Annotated in this window: 19 protein-coding genes; 14 read left to right on the forward strand and 5 right to left on the reverse strand. The window is 66.5% G+C overall.

Annotated elements, in window-relative coordinates; translation table 11 throughout:
• Positions 1–38: 38 nt before the first annotated feature.
• The 6 genes from BM133_RS03935 to BM133_RS03960 all read left to right on the forward strand — a co-directional run bounded on the left by BM133_RS03935 (position 39) and on the right by BM133_RS03960 (position 6140).
• Entirely contained in the window at positions 39–1019 is a 981-nt protein-coding gene (locus BM133_RS03935; protein WP_093435025.1) for an aldo/keto reductase, read from the forward strand.
• Positions 1020–1041: 22 nt separating this feature from the next.
• Positions 1042–1896 carry an alpha/beta hydrolase gene (locus BM133_RS03940; protein ID WP_093431794.1) on the forward strand — a complete coding sequence of 285 codons (855 nt, stop codon included), beginning with the start codon at positions 1042–1044 and terminating at the stop codon, positions 1894–1896.
• Entirely contained in the window at positions 1893–2762 is an 870-nt protein-coding gene (locus tag BM133_RS03945; RefSeq protein WP_093431796.1) for an NUDIX hydrolase, read from the forward strand. The genes BM133_RS03940 and BM133_RS03945 overlap by 4 nt, the downstream gene beginning before the upstream one ends.
• 226 nt (positions 2763–2988) lie before the next feature.
• Positions 2989–3720 (forward strand): FadR/GntR family transcriptional regulator, encoded by a 732-nt coding sequence (locus BM133_RS03950; protein WP_256219046.1) that lies wholly within the window; start codon positions 2989–2991, stop codon positions 3718–3720.
• A 429-nt stretch (positions 3721–4149) separates the two neighbouring features.
• Positions 4150–5115 carry a tRNA dihydrouridine(20/20a) synthase DusA gene (dusA, locus tag BM133_RS03955; protein ID WP_093431799.1) on the forward strand — a complete coding sequence of 322 codons (966 nt, stop codon included), beginning with the start codon at positions 4150–4152 and terminating at the stop codon, positions 5113–5115.
• Between the two features lie 239 nt (positions 5116–5354).
• Entirely contained in the window at positions 5355–6140 is a 786-nt protein-coding gene (locus BM133_RS03960) for an IclR family transcriptional regulator (RefSeq protein ID WP_093431800.1), read from the forward strand.
• A gap of 24 nt (positions 6141–6164) precedes the next feature.
• Here BM133_RS03960 and BM133_RS03965 read toward each other — a convergent pair whose 3' ends face one another.
• On the reverse strand, positions 6165–6812 hold the full coding sequence (locus tag BM133_RS03965) for a GntR family transcriptional regulator (protein ID WP_093431802.1): 648 nt from the start codon (positions 6810–6812) through the stop codon (positions 6165–6167).
• A 141-nt stretch (positions 6813–6953) separates the two neighbouring features.
• On the opposite strand from BM133_RS03965, the gene scpA reads away from it, so the two are divergent.
• The 7 genes from scpA to BM133_RS04000 are packed head-to-tail and all read left to right on the forward strand — an operon-like array spanning position 6954 to position 15823.
• Positions 6954–9116, forward strand: coding sequence for a methylmalonyl-CoA mutase (scpA, locus tag BM133_RS03970; protein WP_093431803.1), 2163 nt, complete (start codon positions 6954–6956; stop codon positions 9114–9116).
• Between the two features lie 11 nt (positions 9117–9127).
• A complete protein-coding gene (locus tag BM133_RS03975; RefSeq protein WP_093431805.1) occupies positions 9128–9601 on the forward strand; it encodes a GNAT family N-acetyltransferase in 474 nt (157 codons plus the stop codon).
• Positions 9595–10644 carry a methylmalonyl Co-A mutase-associated GTPase MeaB gene (gene meaB / locus BM133_RS03980; protein WP_093431806.1) on the forward strand — a complete coding sequence of 350 codons (1050 nt, stop codon included), beginning with the start codon at positions 9595–9597 and terminating at the stop codon, positions 10642–10644. The genes BM133_RS03975 and meaB overlap by 7 nt, the downstream gene beginning before the upstream one ends.
• A 43-nt stretch (positions 10645–10687) precedes the next feature.
• Positions 10688–12232 carry an acyl-CoA carboxylase subunit beta gene (locus BM133_RS03985; protein WP_093431808.1) on the forward strand — a complete coding sequence of 515 codons (1545 nt, stop codon included), beginning with the start codon at positions 10688–10690 and terminating at the stop codon, positions 12230–12232.
• A 17-nt stretch (positions 12233–12249) separates the two neighbouring features.
• On the forward strand, positions 12250–14298 hold the full coding sequence (gene accC, locus BM133_RS03990) for an acetyl-CoA carboxylase biotin carboxylase subunit (protein WP_093431809.1): 2049 nt from the start codon (positions 12250–12252) through the stop codon (positions 14296–14298).
• The gene (gene bioB, locus BM133_RS03995) at positions 14298–15329 is read left to right on the forward strand and encodes a biotin synthase BioB (RefSeq protein ID WP_093431811.1); all 1032 of its coding nucleotides are present in this window, start codon (positions 14298–14300) and stop codon (positions 15327–15329) included. The genes accC and bioB overlap by 1 nt, the downstream gene beginning before the upstream one ends.
• On the forward strand, positions 15326–15823 hold the full coding sequence (locus BM133_RS04000; RefSeq protein WP_093431812.1) for a VOC family protein: 498 nt from the start codon (positions 15326–15328) through the stop codon (positions 15821–15823). Before bioB ends, BM133_RS04000 begins: the two co-directional genes overlap by 4 nt.
• Here BM133_RS04000 and BM133_RS04005 read toward each other — a convergent pair.
• Complete coding sequence (locus BM133_RS04005) at positions 15813–16310, reverse strand: Lrp/AsnC family transcriptional regulator (protein WP_042577193.1); 498 nt, start codon at positions 16308–16310, stop codon at positions 15813–15815. The two genes, BM133_RS04000 and BM133_RS04005, sit on opposite strands and share 11 nt — an antisense overlap.
• 119 nt (positions 16311–16429) lie before the next feature.
• Between BM133_RS04005 and yedA the strand changes: the two genes are divergently transcribed.
• Complete coding sequence (yedA, locus tag BM133_RS04010; protein ID WP_093431814.1) at positions 16430–17347, forward strand: drug/metabolite exporter YedA; 918 nt, start codon at positions 16430–16432, stop codon at positions 17345–17347.
• 12 nt (positions 17348–17359) lie between these two features.
• Here yedA and BM133_RS04015 read toward each other — a convergent pair whose 3' ends face one another.
• Genes BM133_RS04015 through BM133_RS04025 form a run of 3 tightly spaced genes read right to left on the reverse strand, consistent with a single transcriptional unit; the run spans position 17360 to position 20087 of the window.
• Entirely contained in the window at positions 17360–17998 is a 639-nt protein-coding gene (locus BM133_RS04015; RefSeq protein ID WP_093431815.1) for a LysE family translocator, read from the reverse strand.
• Complete coding sequence (locus tag BM133_RS04020; RefSeq protein WP_093431817.1) at positions 17995–18630, reverse strand: RnfABCDGE type electron transport complex subunit B; 636 nt, start codon at positions 18628–18630, stop codon at positions 17995–17997. The genes BM133_RS04015 and BM133_RS04020 overlap by 4 nt, the downstream gene beginning before the upstream one ends.
• Positions 18631–18647: 17 nt before the next feature.
• Positions 18648–20087, reverse strand: a complete 1440-nt coding sequence (locus BM133_RS04025; RefSeq protein ID WP_093431818.1) for a polyhydroxyalkanoate depolymerase — start codon at positions 20085–20087, stop codon at positions 18648–18650.
• Positions 20088–20162: the final 75 nt, after the last annotated feature.

Below are 20162 nucleotides of genomic sequence, written 5' to 3' on the forward strand. Positions count from 1 at the left end.
ATCGCGCACGCAACAACTCCCGCAGGATTCGAATGACCATGGACTACGTGCGACTCGGCCGGACCGGCCTGAAGGTGTCCAGGCTGTGCCTGGGCTGCATGACCTACGGCGAGCCGCAGCGCGGCACGCACGAGTGGACGCTGCCCGAAGAGGCGAGCCGCCCGCTCATCCGCCAGGCGATCGAGTCCGGCATCAACTTCTTCGACACCGCCAACATCTATTCGGACGGCACCAGCGAGGAGTTCCTCGGCCGTGCGATCCGCGACTTCGCGCGGCGCGAGGAAGTGGTGATCGCCACCAAGCTCAACAGCGCAATGCGCAAGGACCCGAACGCGCAGGGCCTCTCGCGCAAGGCCGTGATGACGGAGATCGACCACAGCCTGCGGCGCCTGGGCACCGACTACGTCGATCTCTACCAGATCCACCGCTTCGACTACACGACGCCCATCGAGGAGACGATGGAGGCGCTGCACGACGTGGTGAAGGCCGGCAAGGCGCGCTACATCGGCGCCTCGTCGATGTACGCCTACCAGTTCGCCAAGGCGCTGCACGTGGCCGACATGAACGGCTGGACGCGCTTCGCCTCGATGCAGAACCACTACAACCTGCTGTACCGCGAGGAAGAGCGCGAGATGATGCGGCTGTGCGCCGAAGAGGGCATCGGCGTCATCCCGTGGAGCCCGCTCGCGCGCGGCCGGCTCACGCGCGATTTCGACGAGACCACCTTCCGCACGCAGACCGACAAGTTCGGCCAGTTGCTGCACAAGAGCCTGGGCGACGCCGACCGCCGCGTGGTGGATGCGGTGGCCTCGGTGGCCGCCGCGCGCGGTGTGCCGCGGGCGCAGGTGGCGCTGGCCTGGGTTGCGCAGAAGTCGCCCGTGACGGCGCCGATCATCGGCGCGTCGAAGGCCTCGCACCTCGACGACGCGGTCGCTGCGCTGTCGCTCAAGCTCACGGCCGACGAGATCGCTGCGCTGGAGGCGCCGTACGTGCCGCACGCGGTGGCCGGCTTCTCCTGAATTCCTTCTTGACCGAGGTGCGATGAAGACCCGGGACTTTCACTTCTTCTCAGGCCCGGGTCTGCGGCTCGCAGGCCGCCTCTACCTGCCCGATGCGCACAACGACCTGCACGCGGGCGCGGTGTTCTGCCACGGCTTCGGCGGCGTGAAGGAGGGCGTGCCGGTCGGCCTGTGCACCAGGCTCGCGCAAGCCGGCTACACCATGCTGAGCTTCGACTACCGCGGCTTCGGTGCGAGCGAGGGGCAACGCGCGCTCCTGTTGCCGCAGGACCAGATCGAGGACACGGTGACCGCGCTCGAATACCTGGCCACGCAGGTTCCGGGCATCGACCCGGCGCGCATCGGCATCTACGGCACCAGCTTCGGCGGCGGCATCGCGGCCGTGGCGGCCGCGCAGAGCACGCGGCCCAGGGCGTTGGTGATGACGGTGCCGGTGACCTCGGGCAGCCATTGGCTGCGCAGCATCTGCCGCTGGTACGAGTTCGAGATGCTCAGGCAGCGCGCCGTCGCGGCCATCGCGCACAAGGCCGCGACAGGCGAGATCGAGATCGGCGAGCGCCTGGAGATCATGGTGCCCGACCCGCGCGCCATGACGCGCTATGCGGAACACACGCCGATGGCCATCGAGACCGCCTTTCACGTGCTGAACCACGAGCCGATCGCACATGCCTCCGCTCTGGCGATCCCCGTGCTGATGCTCGGCGCCAGGGACGATTCGCTCGTGCCCTACGAGCAGACCACGATGTTCTTCGAGCGCGTGACAGCGCCCAAGCGCCTGGAGGCCTTCGAGGTCGGCAACCATTGGCTCTTCTACGACGAAGGCCTGCCGCGCGCGGCCGAACTCGTTACCGACTGGTTCGCGCAGAATCTCGGATGAACCTGGAAACGGACTGGACTGCACGCCTTCCGAGTGCGGCCTCCACGTTGATCCTGCTGCGCGATGCCGCGCCCGGGATCGAGGTGCTCATGCTCAAGCGTCATGGCGCATCGCGAACGCTGGGCGGCGCTTTCGTCTTTCCGGGCGGCAAGGTCGATGCGAACGACGGGCGCCTCGATGCATCGGCGCACTTCGATGCGACTGCGGCCCTGCTGCATGAACGGCTCGACGAACCCGACATCGACGCCGCGACGGCCGGCGGCCTCTATGTGGCCGCGCTGCGCGAGACCATGGAGGAGTGCGGCGTGCTGCTGGCCCACGGCGTCGGCGCCGAAGCCCGCGGCGCGGCGGCTTTGCTGCTGCGCGCGGGCAGCAGCTTCAACGAGGTGCTGTCGCAAATGCGCCTTCGCCTGATGACCGGGCGCATGGTGCCGTGGTCGCGATGGATAACGCCGGAGCGCTCGTCGAACAGGCGCTTCGATACGCGGTTCTTCGTGGCGCGCGTGCCCGCGGATCACGTGGCCTGCCACGACGGCCATGAAACCACCGAGTCCGTCTGGGTGGAACCCCGCGCAGCGCTGCAAGCCTATTGGGCGGGCCGCATGACGCTGGTGCCGCCGCAGATCATGACGCTCGCCGAACTGGCGAGATACGGAAGCGTCGATGCGGTGCTCCAGGCCGCCCTGGCGCGTCGGCCGCCGCTGATCCAGCCGTGCATCCTGGGCGATGGTCAGACGCGGGTGATGTGCTATCCCGGCGACGAAGCGCATCCGGTACGCCGGCGCGCGATGCCGGGACCGCTGCGTCTTTTCGTGCGCCATGAGCGCTACGAGCCGCAGACCGGTTTCGGCGGTTTTTTCGATTGAGGCGGGGCCGGCTCGTGCGGGCGCAAACGGGTCGATTCATTTGATTTTCATTGGTCTAACCGTTTGATGCCCTGCGCTACACTGGTTTTGATGCCGTACCCCGGCATGCTGGAGCCAGAATGAGAGCAAGACAATCGGATTTCAAGACGAGACCGCGGGAGCGGGGAGGGTTCGGCCCGGCAGCAACGCCCGCATCGAATCGCAGGGTGCCCGCATGAAGGAGGCGGTGCCTTCCTCCTTCGGTTTTGCGCCGATCGCGCCGCAGCGCGCCTTCGAGGACATTGCCGCGCAGATCCGCGAACTGGTCGCGCGCGGCAAGCTCAAGCCGGGCGACCGCCTGCCGGCCGAGCGCGATCTTGCAGTCAAGCTCAACGTCAGCCGCAACACGCTGCGCGAAGCGCTGCGGGCGCTGGAGCTCTCCGGGATGATCCAGTTGCGCAAGGGAGCCAGCGGCGGCGCATTCGTGATCCCGGGCAATTCCGATGTGGTGGTCAACGGCATGCGCGACCTGTACCACCTCGGTGCCATTTCTCCCGCCGAGTTGACCGAAGCCCGGATCTGGCTCGAAAGCATGGTGGTGCGCATCGCGTGCGAGCGCCTCACGGCGCAGGAGATCGACGCGCTGGAACTCAACGTCACGGCTGCAGCCGATGCCTACAAGGCGAGCGATTTCGTGGAAAGCGCCCGGCTGCACCGTCAGTTCCACGTGATGCTCGGCGCGGCCACGCGCAATCCGGTCATCGCGATCATGATGGAGGGCGTGATGGAGGTCATGGGCAAGTTCGTCGACAGCATCGGCCCGACCGACAAGGTGTCGACCCAATCGTCCCGACGCCGATTGCTCAAGCACCTGCGCGACCGCGACGCGGACGCGGCGACAAGCGAGATCACGCGCTTCCTCGAAAGACTGCACCGCGACTACATGGAGCGATGGAACAACCGCCAGGCGACGGGCTGATTTTCCTTTCGGATGTCACGCCCATCGGCGGGTGGGGGCGTCGATAGGCCCCCGGCTGGGTGGAAAATCGAGCGAGTCGAGATTCGAATTCGTTGGGCGGACGGAAGACGGGCGCCGAGTGCAACTGCCTGGCGTTGCAAGCCTCTTCGCTCATTCCGCCTTGTCAGCCACTCTGATCGCTGCCGACAGGCAGCCCGTCCTTCTGAATTCGGATGCGTGCCATCTGCGCTACGCTTCGGTCCGCGCGCTTGCGCTTGGTGATGCCGCCCAAGGGGGGCCTCTCGTTGGTACAAGCCAAATTTGCGGCAGGAATGTACCGATGAAGCCCAAAGAAATAGCGACAAACGATATCGAATGACACCGAAAGAGAACAGCGGCAACCCCGCGCCAGTGCTTGATTTCCCTCAGGAAGCGGGTCCTGCCGAGGCCATGCGCGTTTCCGTGGCTCCGATGATGGACTGGACCGACCGTCACTGCCGGTACTTCCATCGCCTGATGTCGCGTCATGCGCTGCTCTACACCGAGATGGTGACGACCGGCGCGCTGGTGCATGGCGACGTTCCCCGCCACCTTCGCTTCCACGCCGAAGAGCACCCCGTGGCCCTGCAGTTGGGCGGCAGTGAGCCGGCCGACCTCGCGCACTGCGCGAAGCTGGGCGAAGAGTGGGGTTACGACGAGATCAACCTGAACTGCGGCTGCCCGAGCGAACGCGTGCAGCGCGGCGCGTTCGGCGCCTGCCTCATGAACGAGCCGCAACTGGTGGCCGACTGCGTGAAGGCGATGGTCGACGTGGTCGATGTGCCGGTCACGGTCAAGCACCGCATCGGCATCGACAAGATCGAGAGCTACGAATTCGTGCGCGACTTCGTCGGCCAGGTGAGCGAAGCGGGCTGCGGCACCTTCATCGTGCACGCGCGCAATGCATGGCTGCAGGGCCTGAGCCCGAAGCAGAACCGCGAGATCCCGCCGCTGCGCTACGCGCTGGTGCACCGGTTGAAGCACGACTTTCCCGCGCTGAAGCTGTCCATCAACGGCGGCATCTCCGTGAACGAGCAGGTGCACGAGCATCTGCGGCTGCTCGACGGCGTGATGGTGGGACGCGAGGCGTACCACAACCCCTGGTGGCTCGCCGAGTGGGACGCCGAGTTCTTCGGCGCCGCGCCGCAGCCGCTCACGCGCGAAGAGGTGGAGTCGCTGATGTGCGACTACATGGTTCGCGAGGCGGCCGAGCACGGCACGCAGTGGTCGTCGATCGCGCGCCACATGCTGGGCCTGCGCAATGGCCTGCCCGGCGCGCGCCGCTGGCGCCAGGTCTGGAGCGACCATCGCCTGAAGACGCGTCCGCCGCATGAAGTGATGGCGCTGGCGCACGAGCCTGTCGCGCAGGCCGCCTGAGCCGACGGCCGTTGAGGCCGTCTTTTCCGAATACCCCATCCAGACAAGTCCTCAGGGCTGGCAATCTCGTGCCCGCCTGCATGCCCACGGCCCGATTTCGCCTCCCTTTTGTTCCCGCAGCAGGGGATGCATCGCCATTTAATAAAACACGGTTCCGAAACAATTCAACAACAATTGTGATTAGCAATGTGTTTTTGCTGAAGAATAAAGAGGTCAGGGAAACAAAAAAAGAGGTTCGTATGAGTGAAGCTGTGGGCAGCAAGGAAGAAGTGAGTGCGTTGGCGCGCGGCTTGGCATTGCTCAAGGCGATCGGAATGGCAGCCGCACCGATGGGCAATCGGGATCTGGCCGACGCGACGGGCATTCCCAAGGCCACGGTGTCGCGGCTGACGGCGACGCTGGTGGGCTCCGGCTACCTGCGCCAGTCGCGGGACAGCGAGCGGTTCACCCTGGGGCCGGCCCTGCTCGACATGAGCAGCCGCTACCTGCGGCATTTCGATTTGCGAACGGTGGCGCGTCCGTATCTGACGGAGCTGTCGGAGTTCGCGGGCGCCAGCATCCACATGGGCGTGCGCGACGAGCTCGACCTGCTCGTCATCGATTCGCTGCGTCCGCGTTCTGCGCTCATCAGTTCGCGCATCGAGGTGGGCTCGCGCCTGTCGATCGCCACCTCGGCCGCCGGCCGGGCCTACCTGGCGGCGCTGCCCGAGCCCGAGCAGGCCGCGCTGCTGGAGCAGATTCGCCTGGAGACCGGCGAGAACTGGCCCTCCATGGCGCCTCGCCTCCTGGCTGGCATCGAGGAATACGGGCGCGTCGGCTATTGCAGTTCCTTCGGCGAGTGGCATCCCCACATCCACGCCATCGGCTTTGCGCTGCAAGGCCCGCGCGGCGAACGCTACGGCGTGAGTTGCGGCGGCCCGGCCTACCTGCTGCCCAAGGAAGCGATGCTAGAGCGGGTCGCCCCCCGCTTGCTCGACGTGGCGCAGCGGATCGCCGCCGAAGCCGGCACCTTCAACCCGTACTGACCACCTCCCGCCTGGCGGGAGAACTCAGTTCGCGGCTTCCAGGCCGTTCTTGAAGTGCTCGCGCATCCGAGCCATGGCGGCCGCGGGGTCGCGCGCCTCGATGGCCGCCATCACCGAGCGGTGCTCGGCCAGCGACTCTGCAATGCGCCCCGCCTTGAGCAGCGAGTTGTGGCGGTTGAGCTTCATCACCTTGCGCAGGTCGGCCACCATCTGGTCGCGCCACTTGTTGTTGGCGATGGCCAGGAGCTGCATATGGAAGCGCTCGTTGAGCGCGAAGAAGTGCTCGCGGTCTTCCTTGCCCGGGGCCGCGGCGGCTTCGAGCTCGGTATGCAGGCGCTTGAGTTCCGCGCGCTCGGCCTCGGTGGCGCGCTCGGCCACCACGCCGGCCGCATCGCTCTCCAGCAGCGAGAGCAGGTGATAGACGTCCGCCAGGTCCTGCTCCGACACCTCGGTCACGTAGGCGCCGCGCCGCACCTTCATCGTCACCAGCCCTTCGGCGGCCAGCACCTTGAGCGCCTCGCGCAGCGGGGTGCGGCTGATACCGTATTCCTCGGCCAGCTTGAGTTCGTCGATCCAGCTGCCGGGCTCCAGCTCGCGGCGGAAGATCCGCTGGCGCAGCAGCTCGGCCACCTCTTCGTAGAGGGCGCGCGGGGTGAGGGTGACAGCGGACATGGGCAGGACTGTACTTCAAAAAACGGGTTTGAATTAATAATTATGGATCGGTTAGACTCGCTGCCGGCCTGCAAATCCCTGCGGGCGAAATTGCAAATTCCCCGTAATCCCCTGCAAGACAACTGCAAAGCGGCGCCTTCCATGAGCAGCAAACCCGAACCCACCTTCAAGCCCGCCGACCTCGGTGCCTGGGCCAAGTCCGCTGCCAAGTCCGCCCCGGGCGGCGACGTGAACGCGCTGAACTGGATCACGCCCGACGGCATCACCGTCAAGCCGCTCTACACCGCGGCCGACCTGCAGGGCCTGAAGTACACCGACACGCTGCCCGGCTTCGAGCCTTACCTGCGCGGCCCGCAGGCCACCATGTACGCAGTGCGCCCCTGGACCATCCGCCAGTACGCGGGCTTCTCGACCGCCGAAGAATCGAACGCCTTCTACCGCAAGGCATTGGCCGCCGGCGGGCAGGGCGTGAGCGTGGCCTTCGACCTGGCCACCCACCGCGGCTACGACAGCGACCACCCGCGCGTGACCGGCGACGTCGGCAAGGCCGGCGTGGCCATCGATTCGGTGGAGGACATGAAGATCCTGTTCGACCAGATCCCGCTGGACAAGGTGAGCGTGTCCATGACGATGAATGGCGCCGTGCTGCCGGTGCTCGCGGGCTACGTGGTCGCGGCCGAAGAGCAGGGCGTGGCGAAGGACCAGTTGAGCGGAACGATCCAGAACGACATCCTCAAGGAGTTCATGGTCCGCAACACCTACATCTTTCCGCCCGCGCCGAGCATGCGGATCATCGGCGACATCATCGAGTACACGGCAGAGCACATGCCCAAGTTCAACTCGATCTCGATCAGCGGCTATCACATGCAGGAAGCCGGCGCGAACCAGGCACTGGAGCTGGCCTTCACGCTGGCCGACGGCAAGGAATACGTGAAGACCGCGCTGGCCAAGGGGCTCGATGTGGACGGCTTTGCCGGACGCCTGAGCTTCTTCTGGGCCATCGGCATGAACTTCTACCTCGAAGTGGCCAAGATGCGCGCCGCGCGCCTCCTGTGGTGCCGCATCATGAAGGAGTTCGAACCCAAGAACCCCAAGAGCCTGATGCTGCGCACGCACTGCCAGACCTCGGGCTGGTCGCTCACCGAGCAGGACCCGTACAACAACATCGTGCGCACCACCATCGAGGCGATGGCCGCGGTGTTCGGCGGCACGCAGAGCCTGCACACCAACGCGCTGGACGAAGCCATTGCGCTGCCCACCGAATTCAGCTCGCGCATCGCGCGCAACACGCAGCTCATCATCCAGGAAGAGACGCACATCACCAATGTGGTGGACCCCTGGGCCGGCAGCTACATGATGGAGAAGCTCACGCAGGACATGGCCGATGCGGCCTGGACCATCATCGAAGAGGTGGAGGCCATGGGCGGCATGACCAAGGCGGTCGACAGCGGCTGGGCCAAGCTCAAGATCGAAGCGGCCGCCGCCGAGAAGCAGGCGCGCATCGACTCGGGCAAGGACGTGATCGTCGGCGTCAACAAGTACAAGCTGAAAAACGAAGACGCGATCGACAGCCTCTCCATCGACAACGTGATGGTGCGCGACCAGCAGGTGGCGCGGCTGCAGCAGATTCGCGCCTCGCGCGATACGGCCAAGGTACAGGCCGCGCTCGATGCGCTCACCGAAGCGGCCGAGAACGGCACGGGCAACCTGCTTGCGCTGAGCATCGACGCGGTGCGCCTGCGCGCCACGGTGGGCGAGATCAGCGATGCGCTCGAAAAAATCTTCGGCCGCCATCGGGCCGACACGCAAAAGGTGACCGGTGTGTACGCAGCTGCCTATGACTCCGCCGAGGGCTGGGAAGCCCTCAAGACCGAAATCAACGCCTTCGCCGAAGCGCAGGGCCGCCGTCCGCGCGTGATGATCTCCAAGCTCGGCCAGGACGGGCACGACCGTGGCGCCAAGGTCGTCGCGACCGCGTTCGCGGACCTGGGCTTCGACGTGGACATGGGGCCGCTGTTCCAGACGCCCGAAGAGTGCGCGCGACAGGCGATTGAAAACGACGTGCATGCCGTGGGCGTGAGCACCCTCGCAGCGGGCCACAAGACACTCGTGCCGGCCATCATCGACGAGTTGAGGAAGCAGGGCGCGGACGACATCATCGTGTTCGTCGGCGGCGTGATTCCGCGGCAGGACTACGACTTTCTCTACGAGGCCGGCGTCAAGGGCATCTACGGACCGGGCACGCCCATTCCGGCGAGCGCCAAGGATGTGCTCGAGCAGATCCGCGCGGCGGTCTCGGCCTGAGAAGCAGCGACGTGGGCGATCTCTTGTCGCGGCTGTCGCTGCAGCCGGTGGACTCCAGCGATTTCGAGGACATGCTGGCCGTGCGCATCGATGCGATGCGTCCGAGCCTGGAGCGTGTCGGGCGCTTCGACCTTGCGCGTTCGCGCGAACGGTTGAGCGCCGGTTTCGTCGTGCCGTACATGCACCACATCGTGCTCGACGGCGACCAGCGCGTGGGCTTCGTCACGCTCAAGCCCGAGGGCACGGACGCGCTGCGCCTGGATCACCTGTACCTGCGCACCGGCTTCCAGGGCCGCGGCATCGGCGAATGGGTGATGCGCTGGGCCAAGGCCGAGGCGCGCGAGAAACAGCTGGACATCAAGCTCACCGCGCTCGTGCAGAGCGATGCCAATCGCTTCTACCTGCGGCACGGCTTCGTGCTCGAAGGCGAAGAGGGCGTCGACCTGCACTACCGCTGGCGCGTCACCGCGGAGGCCGCGTGCTGAAGTCGGCCGAGGCGCTGGAACGCGCGATTGCCGATTCGGACGGCATGGCGCAACGCCGGGCCATCGCCAAAGCGATCACGCTGCTCGAATCGACCCGCGCCGACCATCGCACGCAAGCCGACGAACTGCTCACCGCGCTGCTGCCGCGCACCGGCAGTTCCTTTCGCCTCGGCATCTCGGGCGTGCCGGGTGTCGGCAAATCGACCTTCATCGAAACGCTGGGCCTGCTGCTGATCGACAAGGGGCATCGCGTGGCGGTGCTCACCATCGACCCATCGTCCACTGTCTCGGGCGGCTCCATCCTCGGCGACAAGACGCGCATGGAGCGGCTCTCGGTGCACGAGCGCGCCTACATCCGGCCCAGCCCGTCGAGCGGCACGCTGGGCGGCGTGGCCGAGAAGACGCGCGAGGCGATGCTGGTGTGCGAAGCCGCCGGCTACGACATCGTCATCGTCGAGACCGTGGGCGTAGGCCAGAGCGAAACGGCCGTGGCCGCCATGACCGACATGTTCGTGCTGATGCAGCTGCCCAACGCGGGCGACGACCTGCAGGCGATCAAGAAGGGCGTGATGGAGCTGGCCGACCTGGTCGTCATCAACAAGGCCGACATCGACAAGGACGCCGCCACGCGCGCGCAGGCCCAGATCACCTCGGCGCTGCGCCTCTTCGGCCACCAGGGCAACCCGGACCACGCGCATGCGGTGCACGACGCGCACAGCGGCGCGGAGATCCGCTTCTGGCTGCCCAGGGTGCTGCAGCTCAGCGCGCTCGCGGGCACCGGCGTCGACGCTTTCTGGGAAGCCGTCACGCAATTCAGGCAACTGCAGACCGCCAACGGCAAGCTCGCCAAGCGCCGCGAAAAACAGGCCACCGCGTGGATGTGGGAACGCATCGACGCCGGTCTCAAGCAGGCCTTCAGGCACCACCCGCAGGTGCGTGAACTGCTGCCGCAACTCACCGGGCAGGTGGCGGCGGGTGCGCTGCCCGCATCGACCGCGGCGCGCCAATTGCTCGCGGCGGCGGCCATCACCGCCAGGCCATGACATCACCACACGAATTTCAGGACCACAGCTTCGGAAGCACACCATGCAAGAACTGATTGAACAACTCGAACAGCGCCGCGCCAAGGCGCGGCTTGGCGGCGGGCACAAGCGCATCGATGCGCAGCACGCCAAGGGCAAGCTCACGGCGCGCGAGCGCATCGAGCTCCTGCTCGACGACAACACCTTCGAAGAGTGGGACATGTTCGTGGAGCACCGCTCGGTCGACTTCGGCATGGCCGAGCAGAAGATCCCGGGCGACGGCGTGGTCACCGGCTACGGCATGATCAACGGCCGCCTGGTGTTCGTCTACAGCCAGGACTTCACCGTCTTCGGCGGCGCGCTCAGCGAGGCGCATGCCGAGAAGATCTGCAAGGTGATGGACCAGGCCATGAAGGTCGGCGCACCGGTCATCGGCCTGAACGACTCGGGCGGCGCGCGCATCCAGGAGGGCGTGGCGTCTCTCGGCGGCTACGCCGACGTGTTCCAGCGCAACGTGATGGCCTCGGGCGTGGTGCCGCAGATCAGCATGATCATGGGCCCCTGCGCGGGCGGCGCGGTGTATTCGCCGGCCATGACCGACTTCATCTTCATGGTGAAGGATTCCAGCTACATGTTCGTCACCGGCCCCGAGGTGGTGAAGACGGTGACGCACGAGACCGTGACGGCTGAAGAGCTGGGCGGCGCCATCACCCACACCACCCGAAGCGGCGTGGCCGACATGGCGTTCGAGAACGACGTCGAGGCGCTGATGATGCTGCGCCGCCTGTACAACTACCTGCCGCTCAACAACCGCGAGAAGCCGCCGGTGCGCCTGGGCAACAACGGCCAGGGCGACCCGGCCGACCGGCCCGACTACTCGCTGGACACGCTGGTGCCCGACAACCCGAACAAGCCCTACGACATCAAGGAACTGATCCTCAAGGTGGTGGACGACGGCGACTTCTTCGAGCTGCAGCCCGACTACGCGAAGAACATCGTGATCGGCTTCGCGCGCATGGAAGGGCAGACCATCGGCATCGTGGCGAACCAGCCGCTGGTGCTGGCGGGGTGCCTGGACATCAAGAGCAGCATCAAGGCGGCGCGCTTCGTGCGCTTTTGCGATGCCTTCAACATTCCGGTCGTCACCTTCGTCGACGTGCCCGGCTTCATGCCCGGCACGGGGCAGGAGTACGGCGGCATCATCAAGCACGGCGCCAAGCTGCTCTACGCGTATGCGGAGTGCACGGTGCCCAAGATCACCGTCATCACGCGCAAGGCCTACGGCGGTGCGTACGACGTGATGGCTTCCAAGCATCTGCGCGGCGACGTCAACCTTGCGTGGCCGCGTGCAGAGATCGCGGTGATGGGCGCGAAGGGCGCGGTGGAAATCATCTTCCGTGAAGACAAGAACGACCCCGAGAAGCTGGCCGCACGCGAGGCCGAATACAAGGCGCGTTTTGCCAACCCCTATGTTGCGAGCGCCCGCGGCTACATCGACGACGTGATCCTGCCGCACGAGACGCGCAAGCGCATCTGCCGTTCGCTGGTGATGCTGCGCGAGAAGAAGCTCGAGAACCCGTGGCGCAAGCACGGGAACATCCCCCTCTGAAGACGCAGGACGACAACATGTTCAAAAAGATCCTGATCGCCAACCGCGGCGAAATCGCCTGCCGCGTGATTCAAACGGCCAAGAAGATGGGCATCCTCACGGTCGCCGTCTACTCCGACGCCGACAAGGAAGCGCGCCATGTCGAGCTGGCCGACGAGGCCGTGCACATCGGCGCCGCGCCCAGCCGCGAGAGCTACCTGCTGGCCGACCGCATCATCGCTGCCGCCAAGCAGACCGGCGCCGAGGCCATACACCCGGGCTACGGCTTCCTCTCGGAGAACGAAGCCTTCGCCCGCAAGGTCGAGGAAGAGGGCATTGCCTTCATCGGCCCCAAGCACTATTCGATCGCGGCGATGGGCGACAAGATCGCCTCCAAGAAGCTCGCGAACGAAGCCAAGGTCAACACCATTCCGGGCTGGAACGACGCCATCGAGACGGCCGAGCGCGCCGTCGAGATTGCCAAGGACATCGGCTACCCCGTGATGATCAAGGCCTCGGCCGGCGGCGGCGGCAAGGGCCTGCGCGTGGCCTTCAACGACAAGGAGGCCTTCGAGGGCTTCACCTCGTGCCGCAACGAGGCGCGCAACAGCTTCGGCGACGACCGCGTGTTCATCGAGAAGTTCGTCGAGGAGCCGCGCCACATCGAGATCCAGGTGCTGGGCGATTCGCACGGCAACGTCATCTACCTGAACGAGCGCGAATGCTCCATTCAGCGCCGGCACCAGAAGGTGATCGAAGAGGCGCCTTCGCCCTTCATCAGCGACGAGACGCGCAAGGCCATGGGCGCGCAGGCCGTGCAGCTGGCCAAGGCCGTGAACTACCAGAGCGCGGGCACGGTGGAGTTCGTGGTCGGCAAGGACCAGAGCTTCTACTTCCTGGAGATGAACACGCGGCTGCAGGTGGAGCACCCGGTCACCGAATGCATCACGGGGCTCGACCTTGTCGAGCTGATGATCCGCGTCGCGGCCGGCGAGCCGCTGCCGCTCACGCAAGAAGAGGTCAAGCGCGACGGCTGGGCCATCGAGTGCCGCATCAACGCCGAAGACCCGTTCCGCAACTTCCTGCCTTCGACCGGCCGCCTGGTGAAGTTCCAGCCGCCCGCCGAGACCATGTTCGCGAGCGACTCCGAGCACCTGAACGGCGTGCGCGTGGACACCGGCGTGTACGACGGCGGCGAGATCCCGATGTACTACGACTCGATGATCGCCAAGCTGATCGTGCACGGCAAGGACCGCCAGCATGCGATTGCCCGCATGCGCGAGGCGCTCAACGGTTTCGTGATTCGCGGCATCAGCAGCAACATCCCGTTCCAGGCGGCGCTGCTCGCGCATCCGAAGTTCGTGGCGGGCGATTTCAACACCGGCTTCATCGCCGAGCACTACGGCAAGGGCTTCCATGCGGAGGACGTGCCGCACACCGATCCGTCGTTCCTCGTGGCGCTCGCGGCCTATGTGCACCGCCGCTATCGCGCGCGCGCCTCGGGCATCAGCGGGCAGCTGGAAGGCCACGGCGTGAAGGTGGGCGAGCAGTTCGTCGTGGTGGAGCTGGGGGCGGAGGGCAAGCATGTGCACCACCCGGTCTCGGTCACCGACTTCCACGGCAAGACCGGCGCGAGCGCGATCGCGGTGGGCGACAGGAACTACAAGATCGACAGCAGCTTTGCGCTTGGCGCGATCCGCGTGCAGGGCATGGTCAACGACAAGCCCTTCACCGCGCAGGTCGAGCGCGGGGCGGGCAAGAACCCGCTGGCGCTGCGCGTGTCGCACGACGGCACGCAGATCGAGACGATGGTGCTGTCGCCGCTGGGCGCGCGCCTGCTCGAACTGATGCCCTACAAGGCGCCGCCTGACCTGAGCAAGTTCCTGATGTCGCCGATGCCTGGGCTCCTGGTCGAGGTGTCGGTGGAGCCGGGCCAGCAGGTGCGGGCCGGCGAGAAGCTGGCCGTCATCGAGGCGATGAAGATGGAAAACGTGCTCTTCGCCACGCAGGACGGCGTGGTCGGAAAAATCTCGGCAGGCAAGGGCGAATCGCTCGCCGTCGATCAAATCATTCTGGAGTTCAACTGATGGGTGCCAACGACCTGCAACAGACGATCACGCTGCACCGGCCCGCAAAGCCGGTGACGCCGCAGGGCCTGTGGTCCGTGGAAGCGATCCAGTCGCTGCTCGACAAGCCGCTGATGGACCTGCTGTTCGAAGCGCAGACGGTGCACCGCCAGCACTTCCCCGAAGGCGACATCGAGCTCGCGACGCTGCTCTCGGTCAAGACCGGCGGCTGCCCCGAGAACTGCGGCTACTGCCCGCAATCGGCCGAGTTCGACACCGGCGTGAAGGCGCAAAAGCTCATGGAGGTCGACGAGGTGCTGCGCGCCGCGCAGGCCGCCAAGGAGGCCGGCGCCACGCGCTTCTGCATGGGCGCCGCCTGGCGCGCACCGAAGGACCGCGACGTGGAGAAGGTGGCCGTATTGATCGAGGCCGTGAAGGGCCTCGGCATGCAGACCTGCGCCACGCTCGGCATGCTGGAGCCGCACCACGCGCACCAGCTGAAGGCCGCGGGCCTGGACTACTACAACCACAACCTGGACACCGCCCCCGAGTACTACACCGATATCGTCGACACGCGCAGCTACCAGGACCGGCTCGACACGCTGGCCAACGTGCGCAGCGCCGGCATCAGCGTGTGCTGCGGCGGTATCGTGGGCATGGGCGAGCAGCCGGTGCATCGCGCGGGGCTGATTGCGCAACTGGCCAACCTGAATCCGTACCCGGAGTCGGTGCCCATCAACAGCCTGGTGCGGGTGCCGGGCACGCCGCTGGCCGATTCGGAGCCGGTCGATCCGTTCGACTTCGTGCGCATCATTGCGGTCTCGCGCATCACGATGCCGACGGCGCGCGTGCGGCTGTCGGCCGGGCGCCAGCAGATGGGCGATGCGGTGCAGGCGCTGTGCTTCATGGCCGGTGCGAATTCGATCTTCTACGGCGACAAGCTGCTGGTCACGGGCAACCCCGATGTGGAGGCCGACGTGCAGCTGCTGCGCAAGCTGGGGCTGCAGTCGCGCCGCACCACCGCGACAGAAGAAGCCGGGGCTTGCGCATGACAGCCACGCCACGCCCCTTCAAGGTGCTGGGCATCCAGCAGATCGCCATCGGCGGCCCCGACAAGCTGCGCCTGCAGAAGCTCTGGGTCGACATGCTGGGGCTCGAAGTCACCGGCACCTTCAAGAGTGAACGCGAGAACGTCGACGAGGACATCTGCTCGATGGGGAGCGGGCCCTTCAAGGTCGAGGTCGACCTGATGCAGCCGCTGGACCCGGAGAAGAAGCCCGCGGTGCACGCCACACCGCTCAACCATGTGGGGCTGTGGATCGACGACCTGCCCAAGGCCGTCGAATGGCTCACGGCGCAGGGCGTGCGCTTTGCGCCCGGCGGCATCCGCAAGGGCGCGGCGGGTTTCGACATCTGCTTCCTGCATCCGAAGGCGAACGACGAATTCCCGATCGCGGGAGAGGGCGTTCTGATCGAAATGGTCCAGGCGCCGCCCGAGGTGGTGACGGCCTTCAACGCGCTCGCCTCCGCTTCGACTACGCATTGAGCACTTTCCTGATCGGCGGCTTCACGTCGGAGCGCCGAGGCGGCAGCATCGGCTGGTGCTCGCGCGCCGGGTTCAGGATGATCGATGTCGCCGTCTCGGTGAGGATGCAGAACTTGGTGACCACCGCATCGAGGTGGCTCACGTCGATCACCGCGATCTCCAGGATCCAGCTGTCCTCGCCGGTCACGTTGTAGGCGTTGACGCACTCGGGCGTGTCCTGCACCAGCTTCACGACGAGGTCGTAGTCGGCGCGGCCGACGCGGATGATCGCGCGGATGCCGTAGCCCAGCTTCCCCAGGTTGACGGTGGCGCGGTAGCCGCTGATGACGCCCGCGGCCTCCAGCTTCTTCACGCGCTCGGTCACGGCCGGCTGGCTCAGGTGCACGCGGCGGCCGAGTTCGGCCATGGTGAGGCGCGCATCGCCCTGCAGTTCGGCGAGGATGCGGGTGTCGTGCGCGTCCAGCGCGGGGTTCAAAGTGAAGTCCATGGAACTCCTTTAAATCGACGGTAGGGGAGCGGCAGAACCGTGGAATGTCCATGGTTCGCCGAAGGCGGCTTTCATACCATGGGCTGCGCTTCAATACCAATAAAACAAGAGACCTCGATATGCCGACCCTTGCTTCTCCCGCCCAGGCCGCGCCCGGCTCGGCACGCGGCGCGCTGCCGCCTTTGCTATGGCTTTGCCTGGCCGCCACCTGGGTGGTCTGGGGCTCGACGTATCTTGCGATCAAGTACGCGCTGATCAGCTTTCCGCCGTTCCTGCAGATGGGCTCGCGCTTCCTGTTCGCGGGCCTGGTGCTCGCCGCGTGGATGCGCTGGCGCGGTGCCGCGTGGCCTTCGAAGGTGCAGTGGCGCAATGCGCTGGTCGTCGGCGCGTTGATGCTCGGCGGTGGCATGGGCGGCACGGCGCATGCCGAGGTGACGATCGGCTCGGGTCTCGTGGTGGCGTTCATCGCGGTGGTGCCGCTGCTGATCGCGTTGCTGAACCTGATCTGGGGCATCAAGCCGACACGCATGGAGGCGGCGGGCATCGCGCTCGGGCTCGTCGGCGTGCTGATGCTGACGCAGGGGAGCGGCTTCCAGTCTTCGCCCGCGGGGCTGGTGGCGATTTCGATTGCCTGCATCTGCTGGTCGATGGGCAGCGTGCTGAGCCAGCGCAGCCTGCCGCTCGCGCCCGGCGCGATGGGCTTCGCGAGCGAAATGATCTGCGGCGGCGTGGTGCTGCTGGTGCTGGCGGCCGTCTCGCGCGAGAGCCTCGCGTGGCCTCCGGCGCCCGAGGCCGTCTGGGCTTGGCTGTACCTGGTGGTGTTCGGCTCGCTGATCGCCTTCAACGCCTACATGGTGCTGCTCGCGAAGGCGCCGGCCGCGCTGGCGGCGAGCTACACCTTCGTGAATCCGGTGATCGCGATGCTGCTGGGCGTGTGGATCGCCAGCGAGACCGTCACGCGCTTCGAGTGGTACGCGGTGGCCGTCGTGCTGGCAGGCGTGTTGCTGCTGCTCTTCAAACGTCCGATGAAGAGCTGAGCGCTGGGCCGCTCAGGTGCCCGGACGGCGCCAGAAGGCGAGCGTGGCTGCCAGCAGCCACATGCCGGCCGCGCAGCTGCGGTTCAGCACCTTGAGGCCGCGGCGCGAGAGCCAGCGCACGGCCTGCGTTCCGGCGGCCGCATAGGCCAGCATCACGCAGGTGTCGAGCACCACGAAGATCGCGCCGAGCAAGAGGTACTGCGGGCCCTGCGGCTTCGTGATGTCGATGAACTGCGGCAGGAAAGCCGCGAAGAACAGCACCGTCTTCGGGTTCGACAGCGCCACGAGCAGGCTGCGCATCAGCGCCACGCGGCCGTGCGGGCGGACTTCGCTGGCGGACCTGGCGAGCGCGGTGCCCAGGTCGGTCGCTTCGCTGCGCCAGAGCTTGATGCCGAGCCAGACGAGGTAGACGACACCCGCCACGCGGATCGCGTTGAAGAGCAGTTCCGATGCGGCGAGCAGCGAGCCCAAACCGAGTGCGACCACCGCGATCAGCGTGATGCTGCCGAGCGATGCGCCCGCAATGCCCCAGCTCGCGCGCCGCATGCCGCCGTCGATGCCGTTGGACAGCGCCAGCAGCATCGTGGGGCCGGGAATCACGGCGAGGGCGAGCGAGGCGACGACGTAGATCAGCAGCGTGTCGAGTGTCATGGCTTGGGGGTGTTTTTTTCGCGTTGTTCGGCGGCGGCGCGGGCGCGCGCGAGGGCGGCTTCGACGATGGAGCGCTTGCGCGTGTCGGCGGCTTGCGGCTCGGCGATGGCGGGGGGCGGTTCGGCTTCGCGCTTTGCAGCGTCGCGGTGCTGGCCATGCAGCTTGTAGCGCTGCAGCGCGGCTTCGGCCTGTGCCTGCGACCACGCCTGCCAGCCGCTGCGGCCCGGCGTCTCGACTTCGAGCGAAATGCAATCGACCGGGCAGACCGGAATGCAGAGTTCGCAGCCCGTGCAGTGCGCCTCGATCACCGTGTGCATGCGCTTGTTGATGCCGACGATCGCATCGGTCGGACAGGCGTCGAGGCAGAGCGTGCAGCCGATGCACCAGGCCTCGTCGATGACCGCCATGGCGCGTGGGCCTTCGATGCCGAATTGCGGATCGAGCGGCAGAAGCGGCCGTCCCGTGAGTTGCGCAAGGCGGGCTATGCCTTCGGCGCCGCCCGGCGGGCATTGGTTGATGCCGGCCTCGCCATCGGCCACGGCTTGCGCGTAGCCGGCGCAATCGGGGTAGCCGCACCGTGTGCACTGCGTTTGCGGCAGTGCGTCGTTGATGCGTGCGGCCAGCCCGTTCACTGTGGGTTGCGCGCGCCTCAGCGCGCGGTGCGGGCGCGCGGCTTCTTGGCAGCGGCCGCGGGTTTCTTGGCGGGGGCGGCCACGACAGCCTTCTTCGCGGCCGGTGACTTCTTGGCCGCAACGGCCGCAACCTTCTGGCCTGGCTTGATCCGGTCTTCGGCTGCGAGGCTTTCGCGCGCACCGGCACGGCTTTGCGGCTGGTCGTTTGCAGCGATGAACTTCACCAGCTTCGGGTAGACCAGGTCGCGCCAGCGGCGGCCGCTGAAGATGCCGTAGTGGCCCGCGCCCTTGACTTCATAGTGCTCGCGCTTCGAGTCGGCGACGCCGGTGCACAGGCTGTGCGCGGCTTCGGTCTGGCCCGAGCCGGAGATGTCGTCCAGCTCGCCTTCGACCGTCAGCAGCGCGGCCGTGCGGATGTCCTGCGGACGCACGCGCTCGATCTGGCCTTCGGGGTTCTTCACGTCCCAGGTGCCGTTCACGAGTTCGAACTGCTGGAACACGGTGCGGATGGTGTCCAGGTAGTAATCGGCATCCATGTCCAGCACGGCGTTGTACTCGTCGTAGAACTTGCGGTGGGCCTCGGCGCTGGCGTCGTCGCCCTTGATGAGGTCCTTGAAGTAGTCGTAGTGGCTGGTCGCGTGGCGGTCGGGGTTCATGGCCACGAAGCCGGTGTGCTGCAGGAAGCCGGGGTACACGCGGCGGCCTTCACCGGGGAAGCCCTGGGGCACGCGGTAGATCACGTTGTTCTCGAACCATTCGTAGCTCTTGTTCATCGCGAGGTTGTTGACCGCGGTGGGCGACTTGCGGGCGTCGATCGGGCCGCCCATCATCGTCAGCGTGAGCGGCAGCGGCTCCTTGCGGCTGGCCATGAGCGACACGGCCGCGAGCACCGGCACGGTGGGCTGGCACACGCTCACCACGTGGCAGTTGCCGTACTCGGCCTGCAGGCGGCGGATGAACTCCTGCACGTAGTTGATGTAGTCGTCCAGGTGGAACTCGCCCTCGGACATCGGCACGAGGCGCGCATTCTTCCAGTCGGTGATGTAGACCTTGTGGTCCTGCAGCATGGTGCGCACGGTATCGCGCAAGAGCGTGGCGTAGTGGCCCGACAGCGGCGCCACGATCAGCACCACGGGCTGGCTCTTGAGCGTCTTGAGGATGTGCGGCTCGTCGGTGAAGCGCTTGAAGCGGCGCAACTCGCAGAAGGGCTTGTCGAGCTCGACGGCCTCCTGGATGACGACTTCTTCGCCATCGACCTTCACCGACTTGATGTTGAACTCCGGCTTCTCGTAGTCCTTGCCCAGGCGGTAGAGCAGGTCGTAGCCCGCGGCCATGCGCTGGGCCATGGGCAACTGCCCCCACACGGCGCCTTGGCCGTAGAGCTTGGAGGCCGCTTGCGCGAAGTCCGAGAACGGCTCCATCAGGGAACGCTGGGCTTCGTAGAGTTGATAGAGCATCGCTGGTCTTGGAGTGGAATGTTGCGGTGCAATATATCAGCGCATCTGCCGCCATGCAGGGGGCCTAACCCCTAG

The sequence above is a fragment of the Variovorax sp. 770b2 genome (assembly GCF_900115685.1).
GTDB lineage: Bacteria > Pseudomonadota > Gammaproteobacteria > Burkholderiales > Burkholderiaceae_C > Variovorax.

What these genes read in the sequence shown, in the direction of transcription:
- BM133_RS03960 (WP_093431800.1), top strand. Translation starts at nt 5,355, where the DNA reads ATGAGTGAAGCTGTGGGCAGCAAGGAAGAAGTGAGTGCGTTGGCGCGC.
- BM133_RS04005 (WP_042577193.1), bottom strand. Translation starts at nt 16,310, where the DNA reads ATGGACTTCACTTTGAACCCCGCGCTGGACGCGCACGACACCCGCATC.
- BM133_RS04025 (WP_093431818.1), bottom strand. Translation starts at nt 20,087, where the DNA reads ATGCTCTATCAACTCTACGAAGCCCAGCGTTCCCTGATGGAGCCGTTC.
- accC (WP_093431809.1), top strand. Translation starts at nt 12,250, where the DNA reads ATGTTCAAAAAGATCCTGATCGCCAACCGCGGCGAAATCGCCTGCCGC.
- BM133_RS03940 (WP_093431794.1), top strand. Translation starts at nt 1,042, where the DNA reads ATGAAGACCCGGGACTTTCACTTCTTCTCAGGCCCGGGTCTGCGGCTC.
- yedA (WP_093431814.1), top strand. Translation starts at nt 16,430, where the DNA reads ATGCCGACCCTTGCTTCTCCCGCCCAGGCCGCGCCCGGCTCGGCACGC.
- scpA (WP_093431803.1), top strand. Translation starts at nt 6,954, where the DNA reads ATGAGCAGCAAACCCGAACCCACCTTCAAGCCCGCCGACCTCGGTGCC.
- dusA (WP_093431799.1), top strand. Translation starts at nt 4,150, where the DNA reads ATGCGCGTTTCCGTGGCTCCGATGATGGACTGGACCGACCGTCACTGC.
- BM133_RS03935 (WP_093435025.1), top strand. Translation starts at nt 39, where the DNA reads ATGGACTACGTGCGACTCGGCCGGACCGGCCTGAAGGTGTCCAGGCTG.
- bioB (WP_093431811.1), top strand. Translation starts at nt 14,298, where the DNA reads ATGGGTGCCAACGACCTGCAACAGACGATCACGCTGCACCGGCCCGCA.
- BM133_RS04015 (WP_093431815.1), bottom strand. Translation starts at nt 17,998, where the DNA reads ATGACACTCGACACGCTGCTGATCTACGTCGTCGCCTCGCTCGCCCTC.
- BM133_RS03985 (WP_093431808.1), top strand. Translation starts at nt 10,688, where the DNA reads ATGCAAGAACTGATTGAACAACTCGAACAGCGCCGCGCCAAGGCGCGG.
- BM133_RS04000 (WP_093431812.1), top strand. Translation starts at nt 15,326, where the DNA reads ATGACAGCCACGCCACGCCCCTTCAAGGTGCTGGGCATCCAGCAGATC.
- BM133_RS03965 (WP_093431802.1), bottom strand. Translation starts at nt 6,812, where the DNA reads ATGTCCGCTGTCACCCTCACCCCGCGCGCCCTCTACGAAGAGGTGGCC.
- BM133_RS03945 (WP_093431796.1), top strand. Translation starts at nt 1,893, where the DNA reads ATGAACCTGGAAACGGACTGGACTGCACGCCTTCCGAGTGCGGCCTCC.